Source organism: Mycobacterium interjectum, from assembly GCF_900078675.2.
Taxonomy (GTDB): Bacteria; Actinomycetota; Actinomycetes; order Mycobacteriales; family Mycobacteriaceae; genus Mycobacterium; species Mycobacterium interjectum.
The window spans coordinates 299,647-313,564 of the sequence record NZ_LT546237.1 but is presented as its reverse complement, the minus strand read 5'-3'; the positions used below and the strand labels follow the sequence as shown (position 1 = coordinate 313,564).

At 64.7% G+C, this 13,918-nt stretch carries 12 protein-coding genes and 1 pseudogene; 10 read left to right on the top strand and 3 right to left on the bottom strand.

Annotated elements, in window-relative coordinates; genetic code table 11:
* Positions 1-58: 58 nt before the first annotated feature.
* The 6 genes and pseudogenes from BN4348_RS35995 to BN4348_RS35970 form a co-directional block, all read left to right on the top strand.
* Positions 59-889, top strand: a complete 831-nt coding sequence (locus BN4348_RS35995; RefSeq protein ID WP_235852847.1) for a metal ABC transporter solute-binding protein, Zn/Mn family — start codon at positions 59-61, stop codon at positions 887-889.
* On the top strand, positions 890-1,771 hold the full coding sequence (locus tag BN4348_RS35990) for a metal ABC transporter ATP-binding protein (protein ID WP_235852665.1): 882 nt from the start codon (positions 890-892) through the stop codon (positions 1,769-1,771).
* The gene (locus BN4348_RS35985; protein WP_066910068.1) at positions 1,768-2,688 is read left to right on the top strand and encodes a metal ABC transporter permease; all 921 of its coding nucleotides are present in this window, start codon (positions 1,768-1,770) and stop codon (positions 2,686-2,688) included. Before BN4348_RS35990 ends, BN4348_RS35985 begins: the two co-directional genes overlap by 4 nt.
* Positions 2,685-3,575 carry a metal ABC transporter permease gene (locus BN4348_RS35980; RefSeq protein ID WP_084454001.1) on the top strand — a complete coding sequence of 297 codons (891 nt, stop codon included), beginning with the start codon at positions 2,685-2,687 and terminating at the stop codon, positions 3,573-3,575. The genes BN4348_RS35985 and BN4348_RS35980 overlap by 4 nt, the downstream gene beginning before the upstream one ends.
* 24 nt (positions 3,576-3,599) lie before the next feature.
* Positions 3,600-4,007: a Fur family transcriptional regulator gene (locus tag BN4348_RS35975; RefSeq protein ID WP_235852664.1), complete on the top strand. Its 408-nt coding sequence runs from the start codon at positions 3,600-3,602 to the stop codon at positions 4,005-4,007.
* Positions 4,008-4,070: 63 nt separating this feature from the next.
* Positions 4,071-4,770, top strand: a pseudogene (locus BN4348_RS35970) (GTP-binding protein); the annotation flags it as partial.
* Positions 4,771-4,831: 61 nt separating this feature from the next.
* Here the strand turns inward: BN4348_RS35970 and BN4348_RS35965 are convergent.
* Positions 4,832-5,692, bottom strand: coding sequence for a mycofactocin-coupled SDR family oxidoreductase (locus BN4348_RS35965; protein ID WP_066910065.1), 861 nt, complete (start codon positions 5,690-5,692; stop codon positions 4,832-4,834).
* A 131-nt stretch (positions 5,693-5,823) separates the two neighbouring features.
* On the opposite strand from BN4348_RS35965, the gene mrf reads away from it, so the two are divergent.
* The 3 genes from mrf to BN4348_RS35950 all read left to right on the top strand — a co-directional run bounded on the left by mrf (position 5,824) and on the right by BN4348_RS35950 (position 9,857).
* Positions 5,824-7,020 carry a ribosome hibernation factor-recruiting GTPase MRF gene (gene mrf / locus BN4348_RS35960; protein ID WP_066910063.1) on the top strand — a complete coding sequence of 399 codons (1,197 nt, stop codon included), beginning with the start codon at positions 5,824-5,826 and terminating at the stop codon, positions 7,018-7,020.
* Between the two features lie 425 nt (positions 7,021-7,445).
* Positions 7,446-8,474 carry a CobW family GTP-binding protein gene (locus BN4348_RS35955; RefSeq protein ID WP_066910060.1) on the top strand — a complete coding sequence of 343 codons (1,029 nt, stop codon included), beginning with the start codon at positions 7,446-7,448 and terminating at the stop codon, positions 8,472-8,474.
* Positions 8,475-8,495: 21 nt separating this feature from the next.
* The gene (locus BN4348_RS35950; RefSeq protein ID WP_211145687.1) at positions 8,496-9,857 is read left to right on the top strand and encodes a dihydroorotase; all 1,362 of its coding nucleotides are present in this window, start codon (positions 8,496-8,498) and stop codon (positions 9,855-9,857) included.
* A gap of 397 nt (positions 9,858-10,254) precedes the next feature.
* Here BN4348_RS35950 and BN4348_RS35945 read toward each other — a convergent pair whose 3' ends face one another.
* On the bottom strand, positions 10,255-11,289 hold the full coding sequence (locus BN4348_RS35945) for a CobW family GTP-binding protein (protein ID WP_066910055.1): 1,035 nt from the start codon (positions 11,287-11,289) through the stop codon (positions 10,255-10,257).
* 40 nt (positions 11,290-11,329) lie between these two features.
* Here BN4348_RS35945 and BN4348_RS35940 point away from each other — a divergent pair, with 40 nt between their 5' ends.
* Positions 11,330-12,136, top strand: coding sequence for a class I SAM-dependent methyltransferase (locus BN4348_RS35940; RefSeq protein ID WP_235852662.1), 807 nt, complete (start codon positions 11,330-11,332; stop codon positions 12,134-12,136).
* Positions 12,137-12,763: 627 nt separating this feature from the next.
* On the opposite strand, the gene BN4348_RS35935 is transcribed toward BN4348_RS35940, so the two are convergent.
* On the bottom strand, positions 12,764-13,528 hold the full coding sequence (locus tag BN4348_RS35935) for a transglutaminase-like domain-containing protein (protein WP_066910041.1): 765 nt from the start codon (positions 13,526-13,528) through the stop codon (positions 12,764-12,766).
* Positions 13,529-13,918: the final 390 nt, after the last annotated feature.

Genomic DNA, 13,918 nt, shown 5'->3' with positions numbered 1-13,918 from the left:
ACTGCTGGGCGTGGTTGGGTGTAGCAGCACCAACGCACCGCGAACCGGACCCAGCAGCATGGGGGCCGGCCCCAAACTCGCGGTTGTCGCGACGATCAACGCGTGGGGCAGCATCGCCTCACAGCTCGGCGGTGACCGGGTGCAGGAGACCAGCATCATCACCAACCCCGACACCGACCCGCACAGCTATGAGCCATCGGCCGCTGATGCCCGCAGGGTTGCCGACGCGAAGATCGTGGTCGAAAACGGCATCGGCTACGACGCCTGGGCCGACAAAATGCTTGCGTCCGACCCGAATCCGCAGCGCACAGTGGTCAATGTCGGCGGCACCGTCGGGGTTGCCGCGGGCGGCAACCCGCACCAGTGGTATTCGCCCGCTTCAGTCACCAAGGTGGCCAACGCGATCACCGCCGCCTACAAGAAGGCGGACCCGAATGACTCGGGATATTTCGACCAGCAGAACCAGCAGTTCCTCAACCAGGGCCTGTCCAACTACCGCAGCTTGATCGCCAGCATTAAAGCCAAGTACGCGGGAACGCCAGTCGGTGCTAGTGAATCGATCTTCTCTCCGCTCTCGGAGGCGTTGGGGCTCAACCTGATCACGCCGCCGGAATTCCTCAAGGCGATCAGTGAGGGCACCGATCCGTCGCCGGCGGACAAGGCGACCATCGACCAGCAGATCGCCGCGAAGACGATCAAGGTGTACGTGTTGAACAGCCAAAACAGCACCCCAGATGTGCAGGCCCAGGTCGACGCGGCTAAGAAACGGGGCATTCCAGTCACTGCCGTGACCGAGACACTGTCGCCGGCGAATGCGTCGTTTCAAGATTGGCAATCCACCCAGTTGTCTGGCCTGGCCGATGCTTTGCACAGCGCGACGGGAAAGTAGGTGACTAGCACGGTCCCCGACGCTAGCCGGCAGGGCGCCCCAGCGTCGGTTGCCGACGGGGTCGCGGTCCGGATGCGGGGCGCCTCGGCCGTGGTGGGCGGGGCGACCGTGTGGTCGGATGTGTCCCTCGAAGTCGCCGCCGGGGAGTTCGTCGCGGTGCTTGGACCTAACGGCTGCGGAAAGTCGACCCTGATCAAGGTGCTGCTCGGGCTGACACCGTCGCACGGCATGGTTGAGGTGCTGGGCGCGCGCCCCGGCCGGCGCAACAAACGGATCGGGTATCTGCCGCAACGGCGCGCGTTCGACGCCAGCGTGCGCATCCGCGGGATCGACGTGGTGGCCCTGGGATTGGACGGCGCACGCTGGGGAACACCCGTACCGTGGCTGACCCGACTGCTGGCCCCGCGACGGTTCGCGCAACGGCGACGCCGGCTCGAGCACGTGATCGAGGTAGTCGGCGCCGCCAACTATGCGCGGCGCCCCATCGGCCGCTGCTCGGGTGGTGAACAGCAGCGGCTGCTGATCGCGCAGGCCCTGATTCGCCGGCCGGAACTGCTATTGCTCGACGAGCCGCTCGACAGTCTCGACGTGCCCAGCCAGGCCGGGATCAGCGCCCTGGTGCGCGACATCTGCCGCCGCGACCGCGTCGCGGTGGTCATGGTGGCCCACGACGTGAACCCGATCCTGCCCTACCTGGATCGCGTCATTTACCTCGCCCGCGGGTCGGCCGTGATCGGAACGCCCGAGCAGGTGATCACCGCCGATCAGCTCAGCGCGCTCTACGGCGTCCCGATCGAAGTGCTTCAGGACCGGGCCGGGCGCCTGTTCGTTGTCGGGCAACCCGATGTTCCCGCCAGCCACGTCGACGGAGCGCACGGATGAATCCGCAGCTGACCTGGAATCTGATCACCGATGTCCAGCAGATGTGGGCCTACCCGTTTATGGTCACCGCACTGCGCGCCGGCACCGTCGTCGCAGTTCTCGCCGGTGTTGTCGGCTGGGTGATGGTGTTGCGCAAGGAAAGCTTCGCCGGGCACACCCTGGCCGTCGTCGGCTTCCCGGGCGCCGCCGCCGCGGCGTGGCTCGGGGTGGCCACCGGCTACGGCTACTTCGCGGCCTGCATCGGCGCCGCGGCGGCGATCGCGCTGCTGCCCGCGCCGACCCGGGCGGGCGGGCGGGGCGGCTTCGGTGAGGCGTCCGCCGGGATCGGCACGATTCAAGCCCTCGCACTGGCGACCGGGTTCCTGTTCGTCAGCCTTTATCACGGATTCCTGTCCGGGTTGACCAATCTGCTGTTCGGCACCATCGCCGGGGTCAGCTCTCTGCAGCTTCACGTGCTGCTCATCACCACGCTGGTGTGCTTGATCGTGTTGGCCGCGATCGGGCGGCCACTGCTGTGGGCATCGATCGATCCCGATGCCGCCGCCGTCAACGGCGTCCCGATCCGACTCGTCGCCGGGGTGTTCCTGCTGGTGCTCGGTGCTGCCGCGGCCGGTGCCAGCCAGATCACCGGCAGCCTCTTGGTGTTCGCGCTGTTGGTGGCCCCGCCCGCGGCCGCCTTCCACTTCACCGCGCGTCCCGCGATGGGTATTGCGATCTCGGTCCTGATCGCGGTCGCCGTGACGTGGGTCGGCATCGGCTGCGCGTTCTATTCGCCATATCCGATCGGGTTCTGGGTGAGCAGTTTCGCGTTCGGCATCTATCTATTGGCCGCCGGCTACCGAGCGAGCGTCGAGCGGACCCTCGGGCGGATCAACCGACGGCGGCACTCCCCGGCTCGCCCCGCGGTGGCGGCATGACGATAATCGACGGGCGCGCTAGCGCGGCGGGGCCGCTGACCGGTTTCGCGAACATGCTGGGCCACCCCTTCATCACCCACGCGCTGGTGGCCGGGACCGCGGTGGCGGTGGTGTGTGGTCTGGTCGGCTACTTCCTCGTGTTGCGCGGCCAGGTGTTCGCCGGCGATGCACAAGGACACATCGCCTACACCGGCGCGATGGCGGCGCTGGTGGCCGGGCTGGACCCCCGCGTCGGGTTGTTCGCCGCCACCATCGTGGCCGGAGTCGCGCTGGGTGTGCTCGGCCGTCGCGGCGCCGACGACGTCGCGATCGGCTCGTTTTTCTCCTGGATGCTCGGGTTGGGCGCGCTGTTTTTGACCTACTACACCACCCACGGCAGCGGCAACAACGGCACAGCCAACGTTAATGTCTTGTTCGGCAGCATCTTCGGGATCAATGAACAGGCCAGGACCCTGGCGGTCACGGTCGCCGTCGGTGTGGGCGTCGTGCTGATCGCGATCGCCCGACCGCTGCTGTTCGCCACCATCGATCCGGCCGTCGCCCAGGCCGCCGGCGTGCCGACCCGGCTGCTGGGTGCGCTTTTCCTGGTCGTTGTCGGGGTCACCGTCGCCGAGGCCACCCAGATCATCGGCGCGCTTGTCGTGCTCGGCCTGCTCGCCGCGCCGGCCGCCGCAGCCGCACAGCTGACGACCCAGCCCTGGCACGGGTTTTGGCTGTCCGCGGTGTTGGCCACGGCCGCGATCTGGATTGGTGTCACCATCGCCTACGCAGTTCCGGCGGCGCCGGCCACCTTCACCATCATGAGCACCGCCGCCACGATCTACCTGTTCGCCGCCGTGACAACCGCCCGAGGCCGCCAGCCACGGCGTGCCGTGGCCGCGCCATAACGCGGGACGCTTAGGAGCGCAACGATGCCCGCGCCGCAGGCGCTACGCCAGACCCGAATGACCACCCAGCAACGAGCCGTGCTCGAGCTGCTGGGTCGCAGCGACCGCTTCCGTAGCGCCCAGCAACTCCATCGCGATCTCGGTCAACGCCACAGCGTCCGGATCGGGCTGGTGACCGTGTACCGGATCCTGCACGCGTTCGCCGACATGAAAATCTGCGAAACCCAGCGCGCCGAAGACGGTGAGACGCTTTGCCGGCTGCGCGCCACACCCGAGCACCGCCACTACCTACTATGCCGGCGGTGCGGGCGCGCGATCGGCTTCACCGCCGGCGAAATTGAAGCCTTTACAAGCCAACTCGCTCAGCAGCACCGCTACACCGACCTCGCCCCACGAGATCGACTTCTACGGAACCTGCCCACGGTGCGCTGAGACCTGAGAGGCCGTGCCGGGTGTCTTCCTTGCCACCTTAATGAAAATTATTATCGTTAAGTGATGGCATCGCAACGCTCTAATCTGCTTCCGGTAACCGTCCTGTCCGGTTTCCTCGGCGCCGGGAAAACGACCCTGCTGAATCATGTTCTGTCCAACCGGGAGGGCCGGCGGGTCGCGGTAAATCGTCAACGACATGAGCGAGGTGAATATCGACGCTGCCCTGGTCGCAGGGACCGGCTACCTGGACCGCACCGAGGAGAAGCTGGTCGAACTGACCAACGGGTGCATTTGCTGCACGCTGCGTGAAGATCTCATCGAGTCGGTTGCCCGCCTGGCTTCCGACGGTCGTTTCGATAACCTGCTGATCGAGTCGACGGGTATCTCCGAACCCATGCCGGCCGTGGCGAGGTTCAGCTGGGAGTTCGAAAACAGGTTCAGCCTCGGCAGCGTCGCGCGGCTGGACACCATGGTGACCGTGATCGACGCCTCGACGTTTCTGAGCGAGCTCGTGCGCGGCGAGCAGTTGGCGGATCGCGACCTTGCCGCAGGCGACGGCGACATTCGCAGCATTGCCGATCTGCTCGTCGACCAAGTCGAATTCGCCGACGTGATTGTCCTCAACAAAACCGATCTAGTCAGCGAGAACGCTTGTGCGCGAGTGGCTGCGGTGCTGCGGCGGTTGAATCCATCAGCCCGCATCGTGCCTACCGACCGCGGCCGAGTCGAGCTGGCAGAAGTGCTGGACACCGGTCTGTGGCACTTGGATGAGTTGGACATCCCGCAGTTACCGGCCGCTACTCAACGTCCGTCCCTGGGTCCATTCAGATGCCGAGCTTCAATGACGCCCCAGCATCGACAAAGAGCTGCTGCCCGGTGACGTAACGCGATTCGTCGGCGGCCAGGTACACCACGGCATGCGACACATCGGAGGGATCGATGTAGGGGATCGGCATCGCTTGCATGAACGGGAAAGTCACTTCGGCATCTTCACGAGTCGGCTTCGCGACATCGGGCCGAAAGGTTTGATACATGGCCGGGTTGTGCAGCATGTCTGTGTTGACATTGGTCGGGTGGATGGCGTTGATCCTGATCCGTTGCGGACCTAGCGTCAACGCCAGCGAACGCGTGTAGTCGCGAATCATCTTCTTGGCCAGGCCATAACCGTCTCCACCGGGTCCCTGTAGTCCACCTTGGCCGTTGACGCCACCGGCTTGCGGCACCAGCCCGGCTACCGATCCGGTAACGATGATTGAGGCGCCGGTCTTCAAATGGGCCAGTCCCACATGGACGGTGTTGACGACGCCGATGAAGTCGACGTCAAACGCATCGACAAAGCCTTGGGCGGGGACATCGTTGCCGAGAGGACAGATTCCGGCGTTGGCGACGATAACGTGCAAGCCACCGAGTTCGGCGACGGCCTCATCGAGGACCTTTTTCAGAGCGGTCCGATCGCGAACGTCCACCTGGGCGGCTATCGCGCGGCGACCGGACTTCTCGACGAGCTTCACGGTGTCGTCGAGGTCCGCCTGCGTAGCGAGCGGATATTGGTTGGTGGCGATGTCCTGACCGATATCAACGACGATGACATCGGCGCCTTCGTCGGCCAGATGCACCGCGTGGCTGCGGCCCTGGCCACGCGCCCCACCCGTCACGAATGCGACTTTGCCGGTGAGTCGACCCATAGATTGCTCCCTTGCTCACGTGGACCCGCGATGCCGAACCGCGTTAATGAAAATGATTTTCGACAACATCCGGCTTGGACTGTACCGTGAATTATCGCTAGATGAAAATGATTGTCGATAAGGAGAGCGCTATGCGTACTCCCGTGGTGCTCGTCGGCGGGCAGGGGCATCCCGATCGGGCCGCCGCCACCTTGATGGAAGCGCAAGGCACCGCGGTGATCAGCTATGCCATCGAAAGGCATGTGGTGCGCAGGCGCGTGAGCATGCGCCGCGCGGGCGAAGTGTGGGCCAGTGACTGGATCCTTGAGCTGGCCGACGCGGATGCCGCGTCGACGATCCACGACGACCTGCTGATTCTGTTAAGGCGGATGCATCGCCGACGGGACGTGGACCGTATCGTCGTGCTGTTCGGCGAGTGGACGGAGCCTGACCCGATTTGTCACGCGATCAATCACACGTCGGTGCGAGTTGGTCGCGGCTACGAAGACGGGCCGGCATCGCTCGATGTTCATCTCACCGCTGTCGTCACATGCGTCGATACCGGTAGCTGGTTGGCCCACGCTGTCGGTGATACCGAACTCGATGACCAACGCAGCGCCGCGCAGGTGGTGGTCGACCAAGCGGAGTTCGCCGACGTGCTGGTGTTGACGGAACGCGACCAGAGAACCGAGGCGGTACTTCGGCGGCTGGCGCCAAGATCGCGAATCACGGTCGATATAGCCAACATTGAGGCGACGATACGGGACCTGCACCCGCTGGCGCGGCGAGGTGCCGACTTCGACCCTCATGAAGCGCTCCTTACCGGAGAGCCGCCGCTGGTCCCCGAAGGCGACGTGTCCCTGGTCGTTTTTACCGCAACGGGGCCGTTTCATCCCGACCGGCTGCACACCGCGATCGATGTTCTGCTCGACGGCGTGGTGCGCGCTCGCGGCCGGCTATGGCTGGCCAGCCAGCCCGACACAGTGGTGTGGATCGGATCGACGGGAGCGGAGCTTTGCCTCGGCAACGTCGGCCACTGGCTGGCCGCGATGGACCCGTCCGAGCGGGCCGCTGCCGACCCCAGCCGTCGGACCTTCGCCGCCGCGCAATGGGATGACGACCATGGCGACCGACACATCGCGCTGAGCATCCTTACTTGTGGTGCCGATCCTGACCGGCTCCTCACAGCTCTGCGTTGGGCGCTACTGACCGACGACGAGCTTTCCCGGCCCGAGCGCTGGGCCGACTATGTCGATCCCTTCGACGATTGGCGCGCTGATACCTACGACACGGTCGCAGAAAATCGGAACGCCTTGCACCCCGGCACTATCGACGGGGACCAGATTTGATGGCGGATGCCCGTATGTCGGGTCGTGGCTATACCGACCAACCGTTCACCGCCGCGGTATGCATGCGATGCTTCGGTGAGCCGGAACCTCTGCTCATGTGGCTGCTGCGTGGCGTCGTACGCCGATGTCGGCATGGGCTGTTAGTGAAGACTGAATGCCTGCTCGGCGAATTAACCTGTGCGAGAACCAGTCCCAACCGAGGGCCAATAGTCCTGCTGCAGCCGTGCACGGGTGACCGAACTCCCAGCGGCGCGGTGATCTGGGTCGGCCCGGTCGATACCGACGCCGATGCGAAGGTGGTGGCCCGGTGGGTCGCCTCCGGAAAGTGGGACCGGGCAAAGCTGCCGAAGCGATTGCAGGCCGGTCTGACCCTCGCCCGAGCCGGCCACCAGAACTAAGCGCCGCTGGAATTCGGAAGGACAAGCGTGCAGGCGATCCCCATCATTGCGTTGACCGGCTACCTCGGCGCTGGCAAAACGAGTCTCCTCAACCACGTACTTCGTAGTCCGCAAGCGCGAATCGGCGTGGTTATCAACGACTTCGGTGAGCTCAATGTCGACGCCATGCTGGTGACCGGACAGATTGACGAACCTGCCTCCATCGCCGGCGGCTGCATCTGCTGCTTGCCTGATGACGGCGGGCTCGACGATGCGCTGAGTAAACTCGCTGATCCCCAGCTCAGACTGGACGCAATCATGGTCGAAGCCAGCGGTTTGGCCGACCCGGCTGCGATCGCCCGGATCATCCGTTTCAGCGGGGTCGATGGCGTGCGTTTCGGGGGCCTCGTCGATGTCATTGATGCCGCAACACACTTCGACACCGTTGACGTCAGCAGTGTGGCTCCCGCACGCTACGGTGCGGCATCACTTGTCGTCGTCAACAAACTCGACCAATTCCCCCAACGCTACCGTCCCGTCGCACTCGAGCGCGTCGAACAGCGCGTGCGAGAACGCAATCCACATGCGATCGTCGTGGGAGCGATCGGCGCGCAGATCGACCCCACGCTGCTTTACGACGTGGCCGGTTCCCACGACGAATCAGGCCAGCTCTCATTGCGCGAACTATTCGTCGACACCATGACAAACGTTCCTGCGCACGGCCACCACCACGTGCATGCCGACTCAGTCACCGTGACCAGCAACGGTTGCATCGACCCAAGCGCGCTCGTCGACCTGCTCGAAGAACCGCCCGCCGGGGTGTACCGGCTCAAGGGGGCGGTGGCGGTGCAATATCGCGCATCGGTTCGGACCTATGTGGTCCATCTGGTCGGGACCTCGATTCACATTGCGAGTACACCACTGTCGGTACCAACCAACTGCCTGGTTGCGATCGGGATCGACCTCGACACCAACGAGGTACGTGTCCGACTCGACGCTGCGCTGCGCGCGCGGGCCGGCCCCGCACCAGCCGCCAATGTCCGTCGCCTGCAATGCTATCGCCGACTCAGCATCTGATACCTGATCACTGGTTCGATCTTGGCGGAAAACGACATGGGCGATTGGCTGATTCGGAACGCGCGGCTCGTCAACGAGGGCCGCAGCACGGAGGCCGACCTACGAGTGCGCGGCGAGCGCATCGAGGCGATTGGGCGGCACCTGCCTGGCCGTCCCAACGACCGGGTGGTCGACGCCAACGGCGCCTGGTTGCTGCCGGGACTCATCGATGACCAGGTGCATTTCCGTGAGCCAGGGCTCGAGCACAAGGCGACGATCGCCACTGAGTCGCGGGCCGCGGTGGCCGGCGGCATCACCAGTTTCATGGAGATGCCGAACACGCGCCCGCCCGCGACCACGCTCGAGGCGGTCACCGACAAGTACGCACGGGCGGCGCGTTGTTCGCTGGCCAACTACGCTTTCTACCTCGGCGCGACCAACGACAACATCGAGGTAATCCGTCGCTTCACGCACCGGGATGGGTGCGGCATCAAGGTCTTCATGGGCGCCTCCACCGGCAACATGCTGGTGGACGACCCAGCGACGCTGGACTCAATCTTCCGTGAGGCCCGCACGCTGGTCAGCACCCACTGCGAGGACACCCCCACTGTCGATGCAAACTTCGCGATCGAGAAGGCCCGCTTCGGCGATGCGCTAGACGCAACGCGGCACCCATACATCCGCAGCGCCGAGGCCTGCGTCAAGTCGACGCGACTCGCGATGGAGCTTGCGCGTCGGCACGACGCCCGCCTGCACGTGCTACACGTGTCCACAGCCGACGAGCTCGACCTGCTCGAACATGACACGCCCCTGGCGCACAAACGCATCACCGCCGAAACCTGCGTGCACTTCCTGCATTTCGATGCCGAGGACTACCCGCGCCTCGGCAACCTGATCAAGTGCAACCCCGCGGTGAAGTTCGCGCGTGATCGCACGGCGCTGCTCGCCGCGCTCGCGAGCGGCACCCTCGACGTACTTGCCACCGACCATGCGCCGCATACCCGCGAAGAAAAGGCGGAACCCTACCTCAAGGCGCCTGCGGGCCTCCCTCTAGCGCAGCACTGCTTGCAGGTCGCGCTCGAGCGCGTGCTCGACGGCGAACTGCCGATCGAGACGTTGGTCGAACGAGCCTGCCATGCACCCGCGGTGCTCTTCGGCATTGCCGAGCGCGGTTACCTGCGCGAGGGCGCCTATGCCGACCTGGTGGTGGTCGACCCGCGCCGGCCGCAGCGCATCGAGTCGAAGCAGCTGCTGTCCAAGTGCGGCTGGTCACCGTTCGACGGTGAAAACTTACGCAGCACAGTGGTATCCACCTGGGTCAACGGACATCTCGCCTGGCACGAAGGCACACTCGACGATTCGGTGCTGGGCCGGCGGCTGGTGATCGGGCGCGGGCGCTCGTAGGCGATGTCCGGCCACTGCGACTGGCTGTGGCGGCGATTCACAGCAGAGGGCGAAAAACCGTTTGCATGAGCAAAGACAGCAAGACGTCGACCCCTTTGTGGAGTTGAGCCCTTTCCAGCAATCGCCGTCCAGTCCGACGCCTCATCAGTCGCAGACCCAACACCCAACCAGGCCGTCACGGATGTGCAAACTCGTTGGTAGCGATGGTGCGCATTCCGGCATCGTTAGCGAAGTGACAGTGAACAACGTGAGGGCTGCGAGGGCGATCCCGGCAATCACCAGTGCGGCGATCGGATCGGCCCGGGAGCAGCCCAACAGGATGTCGCGGACCGGACCGGAAAGACTTTGAGCGCGCAGGTATAGCGGGAAGGCTGTGCCGTCGTCACGTCGGAACCAGTCAGAGGCTGCGGCGACGGTATCGCCGGAAGCGGTGAATGTCGGCGAGGGTCGCCGAGTCGGTGCAAGGACGCAGCACGGTAGTGAGCTGGGCACGCACCGCATCAGTGTCGAGGCGCATCCCGATCGCGACGAGAAAGTTGGCTGTCGCTGCGGGTGGCGCGTTCGCGATATGAATCGTCGTGCCGACCAGATTGACCGCAAAGGTCGGCGTGGCCCGTCCGTATCGCACCATCACGGCGCCTTTGAGCCGGTACACTCCTGCAGGCGGATCCTCGAGCAGGTCGATCAGAGCGCCCGGATCGACTTCGCCATCGCTTGTCACCGCGACCGAGTCGGCGTGCACGTGGTCGTGATCGTGTCCGTCGGCGTGTGAGTTGTCCGTGGCATCGACGAGCAGTTCGCGCAACGAGAGCTGGCCGGGTTGATCGCACGACCCCGCCACGTCGTAGATCAGTCGAGGGTCGATTTGTCCACCGACCGCCCCGACGACGGTCGCTCGTGAATTTCGTTCGCGCACCCGTCGTTCCACCCGCTCAAGCATGGAGTCGCGGTCGCCGCCGGGGAGTTGATCGAGCTTGTTGACGACGACGAGAGATGCGGCACTATAGCGCGCGGGCGGTAGTTGGCCTACATCGATGGTGTCGAAATGCGTTGCGGCATCGATGACGTCGACAAGCCCGCCGTACCGTAGGCCGGCTACCCTGCTGAAGCCGACGATGCGGGCGACTATCAGCGGATCAGCCAAACCGCTGGCCTCGACAATCACCGCATCGAGATTGAGCCGAGGGTCGGCGAGCTTGGTCAGCGCGTCGTCGATCGCGCCGTCGTCAGGCAGATGGCAGATGCACCCGCCTGCGATCGACACCGGCTCATCGATCTGTCCGGTCACCAGCATGGCATCGACGTTGAGCTCACCGAAGTCGTTGATAATCACGCCGATCCGCGCTCCCGGACTGCGAAGCACGTGGTTGAGCAGAGTTGTTTTACCAGCACCGAGATAGCCGGTCAGGCAAATCACAGGGATCGCCGGCACGCTTGTCCTCCTGTCTCGGCGGCTTTGAAAATCCGGACAAGTGACCGGAAGCAAGCCTGTCGGAGCGCTGATCCTCATGCTAGTGATGTTCGATCAGCGGGCCAGGGGCGGCCGCGCCGCAGCTCCGCAACGCTCGCCGGGTGCCGCATCGATCAGTTGTCTCTGCGGCGAAAGATGCTTGCGTGCATGCCCAGGCAGCAGCGATCATTGCGTCGTGACAGATCCACCAGACGCCGCCGCGGTGCTCGCCGACGAATGGGATGAGCGGTATACAAGCCTGGCGGACAGAATTCCCGACGTCGAGCCCAATGCGGTGCTGATCACGGAGGCGGGTGCATTGAGGCCGGGCCGCGCACTCGACATTGGTTGCGGGGTGGGCGCTGAGGCCATCTGGCTTGCCACCCACGGATGGAACGTCATGGCACTTGACGTCTCACGAGTGGCACTCGAGCACGCGGCGCATCGAGCCCGGCAGGCCGGCGTCGACGTGCAGTGGGTGCAAGCCAGACTCGAAGATGCCCCGGTTGCCGCGTGCGGCTTCGATCTGGTCACCGCGTTCTATCCGGCCTTGCGTCACTCGGACGCGCGCGAGGGCCAACAAGCACTTGTCTCGGCGGTCGCCGCGCATGGCATCCTTCTCGTCGTGCACCACGCCGACGTCGACGCGGAACGGGCAAAGGCGCATGGCTTCGACCCCGCCGACTACCTCAGTCACGACGACATCGTTGAATTGCTTTCCGATGGCTGGGATGTCCGTATCCACCGGCGACGACCACGCGAGGTGCCTGCCGGCCCTGAGGGACAGCACACGCACGACGACGTCGTGGTGGCTCGCCGTCAGCGGTGATAGCCCATCGCGTAGGTTCGCCGCGGTGAATGGGTTCAGGACCGCGTCGTACAACCGCTCGTTGTCGACCGATCCGACACCGCTGCGTGGCTGAGTCTCGCGCACCGACTTGTCGGCAAAGCGGCATGCCAGGACAGCTGGCTTCGCCGCCGAAATCCGGCCGACGTCGGTAGGTCCAGGTCATGCGTTCGTCCGGCAGCTCGTCGATCCGCGCGGTACTTGGCGGGCTCAGTGACTTGCCCGATGTCAAACGGATTCTACGCTGCCTAATCCGGTACGACCGGTTGTCGCTTACTGAGAGTTGGCGTCACTGCCGCGCTGCGGAGTCGACACCCGTATCGGCGCCCACAGGCAGGCATCCCCGGCTTCGAGGGAGTCCCAGGCACATTGGCGACGCAGTGTCGGAAATAATTTTATTAAGCTACCGATCCCCGAAGGAGGTGGGGAAATTGTGGCAATGAAAGTCGTTGCGATCCAACAAGTTCAGGGCTTACGCCTGCACCAAGGCTGGTCGCAGCGCGGTGCGTGCGATGTCGACCGCAACCAACCGCCATCCCTTAGGAGCCTCTACATGGGCCCGCACAAGCCCACACAAGCACAGGTCCGCTACCTGTTGCGACGGAGTATCTACTGCGACGGACTCGGGTGGCTCGTCGGCGGGCTCGTCATGCACCGATCGCCTGCGACAGCGCCCGTCGTTCGGATCATGTTCACTCTGTTGTTCATGGCGTTGCGCATGAGGTGCCGATACAGCCACGCCTTGCCGCCGCGGGCGTTGACGCCGTGGGCGACGTAGAAGGTGTCGGGATCGTCGAAGACGCCGAAGTCCTGGTTGACGCCCGTCGCCTGGATGCGGGTGTCTGTTCCTGTCCACTCGATGGGTGGGTTTGCGAGGTCGTCGGTACCGACGCCATAGCCGAGAAACGCGCCGCCATCCTGGCCGGTGCGTGCCCGGATCCCGTCGAGGTAGGCGTCGTCGAGGATGACGCCCTCGAGTCCGACCCAGCGACCATCAACGAACACCTCGGCCCAGCTGTGGAGGATGCTGCGCGGCGCGAGCCGATACAGCAGACCGGCCATCACCCCGTGCTGGAGCCGCTTGTCGATGGTCGCGCCGTGAAAGCGACAACCGATGCCGCTCGCTCGCAACAGCGCCATCAAGAGAGTTGTTTTCGTGTTGCATTGGCCGTAGCCGGCGACCAACACGGCCGACGCTGGGATGTCGTCGGACACGTTGTACCCGAAGGGCACCTCGTTTCGGACAAACTCATAGATCGCGCCAATGCGCGCGCGTTCGGGAAGCTGCATCCAGCCGCGCTTGTCGACGAGGGACTGCAGGCGCGGATCACCGACATCGAGCAACGCCGTAGCTCTCAGGTAGCGATCCTCCATAGTGCGGAGCTTACGTACGAGGCGGCTCGACGATCAGAGCCCTTTGTCACAAGGAATCGGTGTCCGCCCCGATCCCATGTCATCGTTACTGGTTCGGATGCCTCAGGTGCTTTCGGGGCCTGCGGCCAGAAATCACTCCTCCTCCGCCCCTGCGCCGCTCTGACAGTTTCTTCAGAGCGTTGCACGCGCCAACGACCACGCGTTTGAGCAAGCTGCGACAGCCGAATTGACCGAGTACAACGGCTGGCCAACCGTCATGGGGCGGTTCGACCAATTCCCCACACGCGACCGTTCCGCCGTACTTGAGCGGTCAAACAGCTTGTGCGAGAACGCAATCCCCATGCAATCGTCGTTGGGGCGATCTGCGCTCAGATCGACCCACGCGCGCTT

Coding starts and splice junctions, on each gene's coding strand:
- BN4348_RS35995 (WP_235852847.1), top strand. CDS start 59: ATGGGGGCCGGCCCCAAACTCGCGGTTGTCGCGACGATCAACGCGTGG.
- BN4348_RS35985 (WP_066910068.1), top strand. CDS start 1,768: ATGAATCCGCAGCTGACCTGGAATCTGATCACCGATGTCCAGCAGATG.
- BN4348_RS35980 (WP_084454001.1), top strand. CDS start 2,685: ATGACGATAATCGACGGGCGCGCTAGCGCGGCGGGGCCGCTGACCGGT.
- BN4348_RS35965 (WP_066910065.1), bottom strand. CDS start 5,692: ATGGGTCGACTCACCGGCAAAGTCGCATTCGTGACGGGTGGGGCGCGT.
- BN4348_RS35935 (WP_066910041.1), bottom strand. CDS start 13,528: ATGGAGGATCGCTACCTGAGAGCTACGGCGTTGCTCGATGTCGGTGAT.
- BN4348_RS35975 (WP_235852664.1), top strand. CDS start 3,600: ATGCCCGCGCCGCAGGCGCTACGCCAGACCCGAATGACCACCCAGCAA.
- mrf (WP_066910063.1), top strand. CDS start 5,824: ATGCGTACTCCCGTGGTGCTCGTCGGCGGGCAGGGGCATCCCGATCGG.